The 13,790-nt window shown below is 64.2% G+C and carries 18 protein-coding genes; 10 read left to right on the top strand and 8 right to left on the bottom strand.

What is annotated here, in order from left to right:
• Positions 1 to 3 precede the first annotated feature (3 nt).
• Positions 4 to 675 (bottom strand): potassium channel family protein, encoded by a 672-nt coding sequence (locus tag ACSU04_RS07175; RefSeq protein ID WP_439281409.1) that lies wholly within the window; start codon positions 673 to 675, stop codon positions 4 to 6.
• Positions 668 to 2,029: a TrkH family potassium uptake protein gene (locus tag ACSU04_RS07170; protein ID WP_439289437.1), complete on the bottom strand. Its 1,362-nt coding sequence runs from the start codon at positions 2,027 to 2,029 to the stop codon at positions 668 to 670. Before ACSU04_RS07170 ends, ACSU04_RS07175 begins: the two co-directional genes overlap by 8 nt.
• Before the next feature lie 165 nt (positions 2,030 to 2,194).
• On the opposite strand from ACSU04_RS07170, the gene ACSU04_RS07165 reads away from it, so the two are divergent.
• The 9 genes from ACSU04_RS07165 (at position 2,195) to ACSU04_RS07125 (ending at position 6,667) form a co-directional block, all read left to right on the top strand.
• Positions 2,195 to 2,611, top strand: a complete 417-nt coding sequence (locus ACSU04_RS07165) for an ArsR/SmtB family transcription factor (protein ID WP_439281408.1) — start codon at positions 2,195 to 2,197, stop codon at positions 2,609 to 2,611.
• 116 nt (positions 2,612 to 2,727) lie between these two features.
• Complete coding sequence (locus ACSU04_RS07160; RefSeq protein ID WP_439281407.1) at positions 2,728 to 2,919, top strand: helix-turn-helix domain-containing protein; 192 nt, start codon at positions 2,728 to 2,730, stop codon at positions 2,917 to 2,919.
• A gap of 137 nt (positions 2,920 to 3,056) precedes the next feature.
• Positions 3,057 to 3,155, top strand: coding sequence for a 30S ribosomal protein bS22 (locus ACSU04_RS07155; protein WP_003792170.1), 99 nt, complete (start codon positions 3,057 to 3,059; stop codon positions 3,153 to 3,155).
• Positions 3,156 to 3,281: 126 nt separating this feature from the next.
• Positions 3,282 to 3,584: a rhodanese-like domain-containing protein gene (locus ACSU04_RS07150; RefSeq protein WP_439281406.1), complete on the top strand. Its 303-nt coding sequence runs from the start codon at positions 3,282 to 3,284 to the stop codon at positions 3,582 to 3,584.
• On the top strand, positions 3,581 to 3,838 hold the full coding sequence (locus tag ACSU04_RS07145) for a glutaredoxin family protein (RefSeq protein WP_439281405.1): 258 nt from the start codon (positions 3,581 to 3,583) through the stop codon (positions 3,836 to 3,838). The genes ACSU04_RS07150 and ACSU04_RS07145 overlap by 4 nt, the downstream gene beginning before the upstream one ends.
• A complete protein-coding gene (locus ACSU04_RS07140) occupies positions 3,835 to 4,137 on the top strand; it encodes a Dabb family protein (protein ID WP_439288896.1) in 303 nt (100 codons plus the stop codon). The genes ACSU04_RS07145 and ACSU04_RS07140 overlap by 4 nt, the downstream gene beginning before the upstream one ends.
• Positions 4,138 to 4,273: 136 nt before the next feature.
• Positions 4,274 to 5,098 (top strand): transporter substrate-binding domain-containing protein, encoded by an 825-nt coding sequence (locus ACSU04_RS07135; protein WP_439281403.1) that lies wholly within the window; start codon positions 4,274 to 4,276, stop codon positions 5,096 to 5,098.
• 31 nt (positions 5,099 to 5,129) lie between these two features.
• Complete coding sequence (locus ACSU04_RS07130; protein ID WP_439281402.1) at positions 5,130 to 5,915, top strand: amino acid ABC transporter permease; 786 nt, start codon at positions 5,130 to 5,132, stop codon at positions 5,913 to 5,915.
• Entirely contained in the window at positions 5,912 to 6,667 is a 756-nt protein-coding gene (locus ACSU04_RS07125; protein WP_439281401.1) for an amino acid ABC transporter ATP-binding protein, read from the top strand. Before ACSU04_RS07130 ends, ACSU04_RS07125 begins: the two co-directional genes overlap by 4 nt.
• Before the next feature lie 100 nt (positions 6,668 to 6,767).
• On the opposite strand, the gene ACSU04_RS07120 is transcribed toward ACSU04_RS07125, so the two are convergent.
• The 6 genes from ACSU04_RS07120 to aspS all read right to left on the bottom strand — a co-directional run bounded on the left by ACSU04_RS07120 (position 6,768) and on the right by aspS (position 13,029).
• Positions 6,768 to 6,950: a YegP family protein gene (locus ACSU04_RS07120; protein ID WP_439281400.1), complete on the bottom strand. Its 183-nt coding sequence runs from the start codon at positions 6,948 to 6,950 to the stop codon at positions 6,768 to 6,770.
• A 54-nt stretch (positions 6,951 to 7,004) separates the two neighbouring features.
• A complete protein-coding gene (locus tag ACSU04_RS07115) occupies positions 7,005 to 8,093 on the bottom strand; it encodes an ABC transporter ATP-binding protein (RefSeq protein WP_439288895.1) in 1,089 nt (362 codons plus the stop codon).
• On the bottom strand, positions 8,090 to 8,884 hold the full coding sequence (locus ACSU04_RS07110) for an ABC transporter permease (RefSeq protein WP_439288894.1): 795 nt from the start codon (positions 8,882 to 8,884) through the stop codon (positions 8,090 to 8,092). Before ACSU04_RS07110 ends, ACSU04_RS07115 begins: the two co-directional genes overlap by 4 nt.
• Positions 8,881 to 9,807 (bottom strand): ABC transporter permease, encoded by a 927-nt coding sequence (locus tag ACSU04_RS07105; protein ID WP_439288893.1) that lies wholly within the window; start codon positions 9,805 to 9,807, stop codon positions 8,881 to 8,883. Before ACSU04_RS07105 ends, ACSU04_RS07110 begins: the two co-directional genes overlap by 4 nt.
• Complete coding sequence (locus tag ACSU04_RS07100) at positions 9,804 to 10,946, bottom strand: ABC transporter substrate-binding protein (protein WP_439281396.1); 1,143 nt, start codon at positions 10,944 to 10,946, stop codon at positions 9,804 to 9,806. Before ACSU04_RS07100 ends, ACSU04_RS07105 begins: the two co-directional genes overlap by 4 nt.
• Positions 10,947 to 11,247: 301 nt before the next feature.
• Positions 11,248 to 13,029 carry an aspartate--tRNA ligase gene (gene aspS, locus ACSU04_RS07095; protein WP_439281395.1) on the bottom strand — a complete coding sequence of 594 codons (1,782 nt, stop codon included), beginning with the start codon at positions 13,027 to 13,029 and terminating at the stop codon, positions 11,248 to 11,250.
• A 119-nt stretch (positions 13,030 to 13,148) separates the two neighbouring features.
• Between aspS and ACSU04_RS07090 the strand changes: the two genes are divergently transcribed.
• Positions 13,149 to 13,778 (top strand): histidine phosphatase family protein, encoded by a 630-nt coding sequence (locus ACSU04_RS07090; protein ID WP_439288892.1) that lies wholly within the window; start codon positions 13,149 to 13,151, stop codon positions 13,776 to 13,778.
• Positions 13,779 to 13,790 lie beyond the last annotated feature (12 nt).

Raw genomic sequence — 13,790 nt, 5'->3', positions numbered from 1 at the left:
GCATTACCGGTCGAGGCCGGCGAAGCGTTCGATATCGCTGTTGGTGCCCGAGACGATGATCAGGTCGTGGTTCGTGACGACAGTGTCGGCTTCGGCATAGCTGAATGGCTTGCCAGGGCTCTTCACGCCGACGACCGTGACCTTGTACTTCGAGCGCACACCCGACTCGTTCAGACCGACGCCGCGAATGAACTTCGGCGGGTACATCTTCGCCAGTACGAAGTCGTCGTCGAAGCGAATGAAGTCCAGCATCCGTCCGCTGACGAGGTGGGCGACGCGCTCGCCGGCCTCGCGCTCGGGATAGATGACGTGATTCGCGCCGACGCGGGCAAGGATCTTGCCGTGCGACTGCGAGACGGCCTTCGCCCAGATCTGCGGGACCTTCAGATCGACGAGATTCGCCGTGATCAGGACGGATGCTTCGATGAGAGAACCGACCGCAACGACGGCGACCTGGAAGTCCTGCGCGCCGATCTGCTTGAGCGCATCGAGGTTGCGGGCGTCGCCCTGCACCGTGTGAGTGACCCGATCTGACCACTTCTGGACGAGCTCAAGGCTCTCGTCCATCGCCAGCACTTCGCGGTCGAGACGGTCGAGCTCGCCCGCGCATGCGGCACCGAATCGACCGAGTCCGATCACGAGTACGGGGGCATCTCCCCGGAGCGCTTCAACCAACGATCGGCCTTTCCACGGGCAGCGAGTAGAGCTGCGAGCGCGATGTCGCGGCGACTGCCGCGGCGAGAGTCACTGTACCAATGCGCCCCATGAAGATGGTGGCGGCCATAACGTAGGTCGCAGAATCAGGCAGCTCCGCGGTCAAACCCGTCGAGAGTCCCACCGTGCCGAACGCCGAGATCACGTCGAAGAGCACCTCCGCGATTGGGGCCTTCGTAATCTGAGCGATGACGATCGTCGAGAGCGCGACGATCGTGGCACCCCACGCGACGACGCTGAGGGCGACCCGCTGCACATCGCTGGGGATACGGCGACCGAACGCCTGCACTGACTGACGTCCGCGCGCCTCAGACCACACGGCGATCGCAAGCACAGCCAGCGTCGTCACCTTGATACCGCCTGCAGTGGACGCAGACCCGCCGCCCACGAACATCAACATGGAGCCTGCGACAAGCGAGGAGCCGTTCAGATCGCCGATCTCGACGACGCTGAAACCGCCAGAGCGCGTCATCGCGGACAAGAAGAATGCCTGGAACGTCGTGTCAGCGGCATCCATCGAACCGAATGTGAGCGCGTTGTCGTACTCGAGAATGAGGAACACCGCGGCACCCGCGACGAAGAGGATCGCCGTCGTGATGAGAGTGAGCTTGGAATGCAGAGACCAGCGCTTCACATGCCAGTGATGCTTGGCAAGCGTGTAGATCACCGGAAATCCGATGCTGCCGAGGAAAACGCTGACCATGAGCACAGTGAGTACGAAGTAGTCATCGGCGAACTCGGTGACGCCACCCGCGTTCGGTGTGAAGCCGGTGTTTGTGAATGACATCGCCGCGTAGTAGGGGGCTTCCCAGAGGGCGGCGAGCGGGGGGATGCCGGCCATCAGAAGTCCCGGGTACAGCAGTAGCGCGACCACGCCCTCGATGACCAACAGCGACAGCGCAACAGTCTTCAGCAGTTGGCCGACCTCGCCGAGCCGTACGGTCTGGCCCTCGTTGACGACGCCGCCGTGCGCACGCAACGGGTTGGTGTCGCCGGCCGCGAGAAGCTTGGCTCGTAGCCCGAGCCTCTTCGAGATCACCATTCCCAGCAGCGACGCCAGCGTCAACACGCCCATGCCGCCGATGTTCACGCCAAGGAAGACGAGCACATGTCCGAATGGCGACCAGTGCGCTGCCATGTCGACCGTCGCGAGGCCAGTGACACAGATCGTCGACACAGCAGTGAACAGCGCATCGCTGATCGGCGTCACCGTTCCCGATGCTGAGGCGATCGGCAGGGAGAAGAGCGCGGTGAACACCAGAATTAGTCCGGCGAAGATGACGATCGCGAAGCGCGACGGAGACGATGTGACCATGCGTCGGACGAAGTGCCACAGATCGTGGACGCGCGTGCGAGGGGAGAACGACGAGCCGATGCTTGACACTCGTCCCTCCCTGCGCTTCGTCTGAGATGCCTGTCGAGGATCGTTCGACAAGCCTTCGACATGGTACTCCGGCCGTGGGGAGACTACCCTGATCTCATGACCGACATCTTCGACGTGATCGCAGACGGCACGAGGCGTGACATTCTCCAGCTCCTCCTGCGCCGGTCATCTGAGGAGGACGCAGGCACCAGCGTCTCGCACATCGTCAGTGAGCTCGGAATCAGCCAGCCGACGGTGTCGAAACACCTCAAGGTGCTGCGCGAAGCCGAACTGGTGAGCGTGCGCGAAGACGGCCAGCGCCGTTTCTACAGCATCGATGTGGGGCCGCTCGAGACCATCGACGATTGGCTCGTGCCCTTCTTAGTCGACGCCTTCGGCGACGCCGCGCCCGACATCGATTTTTCTCTCGTCCCGCTTCCCGACGGTGCAGCGCACGCTGCCGAGGTCTTCGGCCGCGCTGCAGCATCGGCGAAGCATGTGGTCACCACAGCACTCAAGCGGCTCGGGACCTGAGCCGCACGCGCACCTGATTGCGGGGTGCCCCATTCACACAGGCCACAATTGCCCCGTGGGTTTACACGCGTCCCACCTTCCCTCTAGAGTGTGCTTCAGAGAAAGGGGTAATGGGGATGCCCGAAGTTCCAGATGTCCGATTCCTGACGGTCGCAGAGGTCGCAGCAATCATGCGTGTGTCGAAGATGACCGTCTATCGGCTGGTGCACTCCGGTGAACTGCCCGCGATCCGCTTCGGTCGCAGTTACCGCGTGCCCGAGTCGGCAGTTGCCGATGCCCTTCAACGGCCGATCTCTGAGGTCGGCTGACCGTCTCGGCTCACGAGTCGTGGTCGTGCACTTTGCACCGGCCGTGGTTTGATAGAATGATCCGAGGCATTTTCCGTGCCCGTACCCGGGTGTCCGACATACTGCGACGCCCAGCCACTTGACTTAGTGAGGTTTCCGTGGGTTCTGTCATCAAGAAGCGCCGCAAGCGCATGGCGAAGAAGAAGCATCGCAAGCTGCTTCGTAAGACTCGCCACCAGCGCCGCAACAAGAAGTAAGCGCGGCAAAAGCCACAAAGCGCCCCCGGCCTGCTCACAGAGCTTGTCGAATGGGGCGCTTCGTGTCTGTATTGCCGTTTAGAATTAGCTGCCGTTTCATCGCAGAGACACGACCGTGAGGACGTCATGAAGTCGATCAATATCGCAGACCTCGCCGCGCGCGAGAGCACTCCGCTTATCGACGTGCGTGAGAGGGACGAGTTTGCGGCGGGGCATGTCCCCGGGGCGGTGAACATCCCGATGTCTGAGCTGGGAAATCGACTCGAAGAGCTTCCGTCAGAGGCTTTCGACGTCATCTGTCAGGCCGGCGGCCGTTCCGCACGCATCGTGGATGCGCTGGAATCGCGCGGTTATGACGCGACCAACGTAGAAGGCGGCACCGGCGAGTGGATCGCAGCCGGTCACCCGGTCGAGATTCCCTCCGCGTGACCACGATCACGGTCATCGGCAAGCCGGGGTGCCATCTGTGCCCCACGGCGCTGGCGATCGTGGAGACCGTGGTCGCCGATCTTCCTGATGAGATCGGTGACAGCATCGAGATCATCGAGCGGTCGATCGAAGACGACCCCGCCCTGTACGAGCTGTGGTGGGAGAAGATTCCTGTCGTACTCATCGACGAGGAACTGCATGCGCACTGGCGGGTCTCGCCCGACCGGCTGCGTCAGAGACTGGAGCAGAAATGACGATTCGCCACGTGGTCACCTGGAAGCTCAAGAGCGAAGATGCCGCGGAGCGCGGCGCGCAGGCTGCGGAAGTCGCCCGCCGACTAAACGCGCTGGCCGGGGTTGTACCCCAGCTGCTCTCCATCTCGGCGGGCGCCAATTCGGTGTATCCGGAAGCGAACTGGGATGTCACGCTCGTCGCTGATTTCGACTCGGTTGAGGCGCTCGAACAGTACGCGGTGCACCCCGCGCATGAGGAGGCCGCGCTATATATCAAGTCCGTCGTCGCCTCACGGGTCGCCGTCGACTTCGAGGTCTGAGGCTGCGCCGATCGGCGCGCGCTCAGGAGCGAAACGCAAACGTAACCCTCCGAACGGGTGCACTGGCGTCGCCACGTGTCAGGATGAACTCCATACCCGTCCGTGGGCGTAGCCGCCCCGTTACCTTGGAGCGGTCATGCCTCGTCGCCGTAATCTCATCTTCGGTCTTGCGCTCGTCGCGACCGCCACGCTTGCTCTCGCCGGCTGTGCCGGTGGAGGCGACACGCCCGCAGGCGATGGTGCCACACCCACAACGGGGGGCGATGACTACGGTCTCGTCGAAGCGGGCGTGCTCACCATGTGCTCTGACATCCCCTACGCGCCCTTCGAGTTCGAGGGTGAAGACGGTGAATACACCGGCTTCGATGTCGACCTGCTCAGCGCGATCGCAGGCAAGCTTGACCTGACTCTCGCTGTGCAGGACGTCAGTTTCGAAGCGCTGACCTCTGGCACTGTCCTGCTCGTCGGCGACTGTGACCTCGGCGGCTCTGCGATGACCATCACTGATGAGCGCAAGGCGAATCTCGACTTCTCCGACCCGTACTACGATTCGCTGCAGTCGCTGCTGGTGCGTGCCGATTCCAGCATCGAGTCGATCGACGACCTCGCGGGAAAGACCGTCGGTGTGCAGCAGGGCACGACGGGCGAGACCTACACGACAGAGAACGCGCCCGAGGACACCGAGATCATCCGCTATCCCTCGGACGGCGAGTTGTGGCCCGCGATCCAGGCCGGTCAGATTGACGCGATCCTGCAGGATCAGCCCGTCAACATCGAGCACGAGCGTGCCGACGAGACCTACATGATCGTGGAAGAGTACGACACTGATGAGTCCTACGGTTTCGCATTCGCGAAGGGCGAAAAGGACGCGCTCGTCGAGGCGGTCAACGCGGCTCTGCAGGAGCTGCGCGATGACGGGACCTACCAAGAGATTTACGACACGTACTTCGCGGCCAACTGATCCGCGCTGACACGCATCGACGACGATGGCGATGAAACGCAGGACCAAGCAACGGGCGTACCGCTTGGTGATGTACGCGATCTTCATCGCTATCGTCGCCTGGGCGGTTCTGGGCACCGATTGGGCGAGGTTCAGTAAACAGTTCCTCGACCCGGCTGTCGCGATCAAGCTGTTCCCCGAGATCATCACGGTCGCGCTGGTAAACACGCTGTGGTTCACCCTGGTCGGATTCGTGGGCGGGGCAGTTCTCGGCATCCTGTTCGCCATGATGAAGCTGTCCAGCATCCTGCCCTACCGCTGGTTCGCGACCGCGTGGATCGAGCTGTTCCGGGGGCTGCCCGCTCTGCTGACGATCTTCGCCGTCGCGTTCATGCTGCCGATCGGCCTCGGGATCAAGATTCCCGGCGGGCCAGCGGCATCCGGTCTTGTCGGTTTGATCCTGGTGTCGTCGGCATACATGGCTGAGGTGATTCGCGCCGGCATCCAGGCCGTGCCGAAGGGGCAGATCGAGGCATCTCGGTCGCTCGGTATGTCGCCGCTGAAGACGATGCTTTGGGTGATCCTTCCGCAGGGTTTCCGTATCATCATCCCGCCGCTGACGAACGAATTCGTGCTGCTGCTGAAGGACACCTCACTAGTGTTCATCGCCGGCAGCACACTGATGACGCGCGAACTCACCACTTTTGCGCGTGACCTCGCGAATCAGAACGCGAACGGCACACCGCTGGTGATGGCGGCGATGCTGTACCTCGTGGTGACGATTCCGCTCACCCGATTGGCGGCATGGCTGGAACGAAAGATGGCGAAGCAGCGATGAGTACCGACATGATCGACATCAACGCTCCGGCCATCGAGGTCCGCGGGTTGCGCAAGAGCTTCGGCGACAACGAGGTACTCAAGGGGATCGATCTCACGGTTCGGTCCGGCGAGGTGGTCTGCGTGATCGGGCCGTCTGGCTCAGGAAAGTCGACTCTGTTGCGCTCGGTGAACCTGTTGGAGGAACCCACTGAGGGCAAGATTCTCATCGAGGGCATCGACGTCATCGATCCTGATATCGACATCGACCGCGTGCGCACCCGCATCGGGATGGTGTTCCAGAGCTTCAATCTGTTTCCCCACCTGAGCGTGCTGGGCAACCTCACACTCGCGCAGCGCCGGGTGCTCAAGCGTTCCAAGGCGGATGCCGAGAAGATCGCGCACGAGATGCTCGATCGCGTCGGTCTCGCTGAGAAGGCCGATGAGTACCCTGGGCACCTCTCCGGTGGTCAGCAGCAGCGCGTGGCGATTGCACGGGCGCTGTGCATGAACCCCGACATGATGCTGTTCGACGAGCCGACCTCGGCGCTTGATCCTGAGCTGGTCGGCGAGGTGCTGCAGGTGATGCGCTCGCTGGCGGATGAGGGCATGACGATGCTCGTCGTCACCCACGAGATGGGCTTTGCCCGTGAAGTGGGTTCACGCCTGATCTTCATGGATGGCGGAGCGATCGTGGAAGAGGGCGATCCCCGCGAGGTGCTCGCGAATCCGCAGCATCCCCGCACCCAAGACTTCCTAGCCCGGGTCCTATAACCCCCCTCCACATCCCGCGAGACTTCGCGTGTGTCATCGAAAACGCTTGTTTTGGTGACACACGCGAAGTCTCGCGAGAGGTGGGGCGTGGGTACCGGTGTCAGTCTTCTACTTCGACGACTTCGGCATCGGCGGCGTTGCGACGGACGGAATCGATCCCGTTCAGTGCGCCTGACTTGGACGCGTAAGCCTGACCGGTCGCAATGACCTCGCCGTTGCCGGCCTTGAGGCGGAACCGGTACTCGCCGGCCTTGTCGGTGTACAGCTCGAACTTTCCTGCCATGGGATGTCCCTTCTCCAGAGCCTCGAGGGATCCGTCGCGTCCCTCGACGACACGCTATTTGGCCCGTACCGCCACGGGAACCGGCTCAACGGCGAGGTGCACGCGGTCGCCGTAAGCAGGATGGAACTGCGCGTCGTGCTGTACGCGCACCAGCTCGCCGGAATCCGTCTTCACGAGCGTGCGACGGATACTGCCGAGGAACGTGCTCTCCTCGACGATGCCGCTGGTCGAGGCATCCGCTTCTCCGGCGAATCGCAGATTCTCCGGGCGGAGGTGCACCTCGACCTTGCCCTCGGCGGGGGTGTTGGTCGGCAGGTCGCGACCCCAGACGGTGACCCGCCCGCCAGAGGCGATGCCTGACACGATGCTGGAGAGTCCGACGAAGGCAGCGACGTGCGCGGTCGCAGGTCGCAGGTAGAGCTCCTCCGGAGTGTCGATCTGGTCGATGCGTCCGGCATCCATCACGGCGATCCGATCAGAGACAGCCAGCGCCTCCTCCTGATCGTGTGTGACGAACACCGTCGTGATGCCCAGGCGCAGCTGGATGCGGCGGATCTCGTCGCGCAGCTGCACACGCACCTTGGCATCGAGCGCGGACAGCGGTTCGTCGAGCAACAGCACTCGCGGCTCGGTGACGAGTGCGCGGGCGAGTGCGACGCGCTGCTGCTGTCCGCCGGAGAGCTCGTGTGGAAACCGTTCGGCAAAGCTGCCCAGGCCGACGAGTTCGAGGGCGTCCATGGCTCGCTTCGCAGCCTTCGCCTTGCCCATTCCTCGGCGACGCAGTCCGAACGCCGTGTTGTCGTCGACGCGCAGATGTGGAAACAGCGAGTACGACTGGAAGACCATGCCGATGTCGCGCTTGTTCGTCGGCACCCGAGAGACGTCCTGCCCGCCCAGCAGCACAGCGCCTCCGTCGGCGCTCTCGAGCCCAGCAAGCACGCGCAGCGCCGTCGTCTTACCGCAGCCGGAGGGGCCGAGCAGAGACACGAACTCGCCGGGGGCGATGTCGAGGTCGACGCCGTGCAGCACGCGGTTCGAGCCGTAGCTCTTCTCGATGCCCTGGAACTGCACGCGGGTTCCCTCGCCTGCCTCGGACAGCAGCATGTTGTCCTTAGTCGGGGGGAGAGTGTTCGGGGTTGTCATGAACGGGCCTTTCGGTTGCCGCGGGCGGCGCGGCCGATGACGAGCAGCAGCAGGAAGCAGAACAGCAGCGCCAACAGTGTGAAGATCGCAGGGGCATAGGCATCCTGCTTCTGGACGACGACCAGCGCGGTCTGGAAGACCTGACGGTTCAGCAGCGAGGCGATCGTGAACTCGCCGAGCACGACGGCGATGGAGATGAGGGAACCGGCGAGCAGTCCCTGGCGAATATTCGGGGCGAGTACCTTCACCACGACGACCGGCCAGCTTGCGCCGAGCGAGCGGGCGGCCTCTGCGAGCGTCTTCAGGTCGGCGGCGTCGATGGATGCCTGGATCGATCGGAAGGCGAACGGCAGCACGGTGATGCCGTACGCGAATGCCAACGTCCACGTGCCGGTTCCGAGCGTGCGCCCGATCTGCAGGTAGATCGGTGCGAGGCCGACGACGAGAACGATGGCCGGGATCGAGATCGGCAGCAGCACAGCGAACTCGAAGAACGGCTTCAGCTTCGGGAAGCGCAGGTTCACCAGAATCATCGTCGGCGCCAGCAGCAGGAGAACGATTGCGACCGTGACGACGGCGAGAACGAGCGAGTTGCCCAGGCCTGTCCAGATCGGTTTGATCGCGGCGGATGCGGCCGGGTCGAACAGTGCCGCCCAGCGGTCAAAGGACCAACTGCCGTCCTTGCCGCGCACCGTGTACAGGAACGTCGAGAGCAGCGGCACCGCGAAAAATGCGCCGACCAGGATGCCGATGATCCAGCGGGTCGCGCGGGAGGGGGCAAGACGGTTCATGACTGCCACCTCGCTGCCCGGCGTTGGATGATCGAGTACAGCCCCATCACGATGCCGACGACGATGATCATGCCGAGGGCGAGCGCCCCCGCAAGGTTCTCGCGGCCGAGCACGGTCTCGCTGGTGAGCGCGGCGCGGATCTGCAGCGGCACGATCTGCGAGCCCTGACTGATCAGGGCTGCCGCGGTCGCATATGAGGAGAACGCATTCGCGAACAGCAGCAGCAGGCTCGCGAAGAACGAGGGGGCGAGTACAGGGATACCCACGTGCGCCCAGAAGCTCGCGCGTGTGCCGCCGAGTGTGAGGTTGGCCTCTGACCACTGCGGCTTGAGAGCTGCGAGGGCAGGCATGAAGGTGATCACCATGAGGGGGATCTGGAAGTAGACGTAGGGCATGATGAGCCCTGGCACTTCGTAGAGCCAGACGCCGTTCTCGTAGATGTTGATCCCCAGGGTGTCCTTGAGGAACAGCGTCATGACGCCCTGCGCGCCGACAGTGGCGATGAATGCGAACGCGAGCATGACACCGCCGAACTGGGCGAGCACGCCGGCTGCGGCGTCCACTGTCGAGCGCACCGTGCCCTGTGCGTTCATGCCGAGCAGCGCGTAGCAGACCAGGGCGCCGACGACCGCGCCGACGACCGCGGTGAGCAGGGAGAGGCCTGCGGAGCTGGCGAAGGTGTTCAGTACGACCGGATCTGCGAGCGCGGTGACGTTGCTCCACGTGAAGGAGCCGTCTTTGGTGAAGAATCCCGATCCGATCGCGAGGATGGTCGGCACGGCCAGGAAGAGCAGCACATATGCCGAGAACGGCACGAGTCCCAGCCAGGCCCACGACGGCGCCGACCGTCGGGCCGTGCGAGACGGCCCGACGGTGGTGGGAGCGGATGCCGAGGCATCCGCCCCCAGAGTTGCGGACGTCACTGGATCGCCGCAGCCCACTTCTCGCCGAGCAGCGTGCCGGCGTTGGTGCTCTGCTCCTCAGTGGGAACCACGGTGTCTTCCGGAACCTCGGGGAGCGCTGCCGCGAGATCGGCGTCGATCGTGCCAGCCTCTGTCATCGCCTCCATACGAACCGGTCGGGCGCCGCCCTTGAGCCACAGGTTCTGCACGTCGTCGCTGTAGAGGAACTCCTGCCACAGGCGGGCAGCCGCCGGGTTCGGAGCATCTTTGTTGATCGCCTGGTTGTAGTAACCGGCGTAGCCGACGCCATCGAGCACGACGACCTTCCAGTCAGGGTTGTCGGCGGACAGCCCGGCGTTCAGGTAGTCCCAGTCGAAGACGACGGGCGTCTCGCCGCTGGCGACGGTGGCTGGTGTCGCATCGACCTTGAGGAAGTTTCCGGCCTTCTGCAGTTCGCTGAAGAAGTCGATGCCGGGCTGGAAGTCGTCCAGTGTGCCGTCGGACTGGACCGTGGCCAGCCCCACAGCGGCGAACGCGGCGCCTGCCTGTGTCGGGTCGCCATTGATCGCGACGGCGCCCTTGTAGTCGGCACCGAGAAGATCGTCGAGCTCAGCCGGAGCGTCGAGCTTCGAGGAGTCGTAACCGATCGACAGGTACCCGCCGTAGTCGCCGACGAACAGCCCAGTCGGCTCCTTCAGCGCGTCAGGGATCTCGTCCCAGGTCTGCACCTGGTACGGGGCGAAGACGTCGGTGCTCGAGAGCGCGACGGCGAGGCCGAGGTCGAACACATCTGGCGCAGTGTCGAGGCCCTCGTTGGTCTTCGCAGCGGTGATCTCCTCGGCGCTGGAGACGTCGGGGGACTGCTCGTTGATCGTGATCTCGGGGTACTTTTCGGCGAACAGGTCGAGGACTTCGCCGTAGTTGGCCCAGTCGCGGGGGAGGGCGATGACGTTCAGCTGGCCCTCGGCCTTGGCCGCCGCCTCAAGGTCTTCGAACGAGCCGAAAGCGTCTACAGATGTCGCCGTCGCAGCATCTACGCCGGAGTCTCCACCATCGCCTGTGGTGTCGTCTCCGGAAGCGCAGGAGGTCAGTACGAGGGCGGCGGTCGCGGCGAGGGCGATACCGGCGACGAATCGCTTACGTCGGGTGAAGCGTGCCATGAGGTTCCTCTCGGTGTCCGGCGCTGTGGAGCCGGTGTCGGGTTGCGAGAGGACGCTACGCGCCAGTGGTTACTCAATAAAGCGGTTCGGGTGAATGAGAGGTAGCCGATCGGTGGCGCGCGGTGTCCTCCTGCCCTCGCACACTATCGCCGGATCAGTGCCGGGGTCTAGCCCGGGGCCCCGTCCCGTGCAGGGTGACGCGGAGTGAAGAGTCGCTGACGCCCCCACTTCGCGACAAGACCCCGTGTTGCAGACGCTTGGTCTGCAACACGGGGTCTCGACGAAAACCCGGGGTCTCGGGTCAGGACTCGTCGTTCTCTGGCTCGAAGTCGACTCCAGCCTCAGCGCGCTGCGCATCGGTGATCGGTGCCGGTGCGGCGGTCAGCGGATCGAAGCCGTTGCCGGTCTTCGGGAACGCGATGACCTCGCGGATCGAATCGGTTTTGGTGAGGTGCTGCAGCACGCGGTCCATGCCGAGCGCGATGCCGCCGTGCGGGGGAGCGCCGAACTTGAACGCGTCGAGCAGGAAACCGAACTGCTCGTCAGCGACCTCATCGCTGATGCCCATGACCTCGAAGACGCGCTTCTGGACATCTTCACGGTGGATGCGGATCGATCCTCCGCCGAGTTCGGAGCCGTTGCAGACGATGTCGTATGCGTAGGCGAGCGCCGAACCAGGGTCGGTGTCGAACGTGTCTGCGAACTCCGGCTTCGGGCCAGTGAACGCGTGGTGCACGGCAGTCCATGCTCCCGCGCCGACGGCAACGTCACCGGATGCCACGGCATCGGCCGCAGGCTCGAACATCGGAGCATCCACAACCCAGGTGAACGCGAAGGTGTCGGGGTCGAGAAGACCCAGACGGCGCCCGATCTCCACGCGCGCAGCACCGAGCAGCGCACGGCTGTCCTTCGCAGAGCCGGCAGCGAAGAATACGCAGTCGCCTGCGGATGCGCCGACGAGGCCCGCGAGACCGGCCTGCTCAGCCTCGGACAGGTTCTTGGCGACGGGGCCACCGAGCGATCCGTCGTCGTTGAAGAGCACATACGCGAGGCCGCGGGCGCCGCGCTGCTTGGCCCAGTCCTGCCACGCATCCAGCTGCTTGCGTGGCTGGCTCGCGCCACCGGGCATGAGCACTGCGCCAACGTAGTCGGCCTGGAACACACGGAACGTGGTCTCCGAGAAATACTCGGTCGCCTCGACGAGCTCAAGACCGAAGCGCAGGTCGGGCTTGTCGGAGCCGTACTTAGCCATCGCGTCGGCGTAGGTGATGCGCGGCAGCGGAGTCTGAACTTCGACGCCGATCGTCGCCCACATTGCCGGGACGATGGCTTCCATCATCTCGATGACGTCTTCCTGGTCGACGAAGCTCATCTCGATGTCGAGCTGCGTGAACTCCGGCTGACGGTCGGCGCGGAAGTCCTCATCGCGGTAGCAGCGGGCCATCTGGTAATACTTTTCGACGCCGCCGACCATGAGCAACTGCTTGAACAGCTGCGGGCTCTGCGGGAGGGCGTACCAGCTGCCGGGGTGCAGGCGTGCGGGCACGACGAAGTCGCGGGCACCCTCAGGAGTGGAGCGCGTGAGCGTCGGAGTCTCGACCTCGATGAACTCGCGGGCGTCCAGCACATCGCGGACGGCCTTGTACACCTTCGAGCGCAGGCGCAGGTTGGCGGCCGTCGACGGTCGACGAAGGTCGAGGTAGCGGTGCTTGAACCGCACGTCCTCGCCGATCGTGTCGGTGTCTCCGAGGCCGGTGGAGACCTGGAACGGCAGCGGAGCAGACTCGTTGAGCACCTCGACCGTGGTCGCGATGACCTCGATCTCGCCGGTGGGCAGGTTCGGGTTCGCGTTGCCGGCGGGTCGCTGGGAGACCTCTCCGGTCACCTTCAGAACGAACTCGCTGCGCAGCGGATGCGCGGTCTCCTCGTCGCGGATGACCACCTGGGCGATGCCCGAGGCGTCGCGGAGATCAATGAACGCGACTCCTCCGTGATCACGACGACGATCAACCCAACCCGTGAGGGTGACGGTCTGACCGATGTGTTCGGCTCGCAGGGAGCCGGTCGTGTGAGTGCGAAGCACGGAAGATTCCTCCAGTTCAGTAAAGGGAACTCCGCCATTCTACGTGGGCGGGCCGTGCGTGCCGTCGCGCCCGGGCTCACCGTCCGGTCTCACCGTCGAGGCATCCCTAGACTGGCCTCATGCCTGCCGAACGCCTTCATCTTGTCCGCCACGGCGAAGTCCACAATCCCGAACGGGTGCTCTACGGTCGCCTTCCGAATTATGGGTTGAGCGAAGACGGTAGAGGGATGGCGCGGGCCGCAGCCGAGTACATCGCAGGGCTTGATCGCCCGGTGACCTCGCTGCGCTGCTCGCCCTTGCAGCGCACGCAGGAATCAGCAGAACCGTTCACCGAGATCTTTGGACTCGATCCAGTCATCGACGAGCGAGTCATCGAGCCGACCAACGTGTTCGAGGGCACTCGAATGAGTCGTTCGCTGCGCAACCCACTCAACTGGTGGCATCTGCGCCAGCCGTCGATTCCCAGCTGGGGCGAGCCGTATGCGTCGGTCTCCGAGCGCATGGAAGAGGCGATGAACAGCGCCTGGCACGAGACCGACGGCGGCGATATCGTCATCGTCTCGCATCAGGCGCCGATCTGGATCACACACCTTCACGTCGCTGGACTCCGGCTGCGCCATGATCCGCGCACCCGCCGCTGCGCACTGTCGAGCGTGACCTCCTTCGAGCGGGTCGGCGATGTCTGGCGGGAAGTCGGCTACGCCGAACCTGCCGCGACCGGCGGCGCGGTTGACGTCGGCGCCGTCTGAGCTACTTAGTCC

This window comes from Microbacterium sp. A84, assembly GCF_051842815.1.
GTDB lineage: Bacteria > Actinomycetota > Actinomycetes > Actinomycetales > Microbacteriaceae > Microbacterium.
Note: the sequence above shows the minus strand (reverse complement) of the source record. Positions and strands in the feature narration are given on the sequence as shown.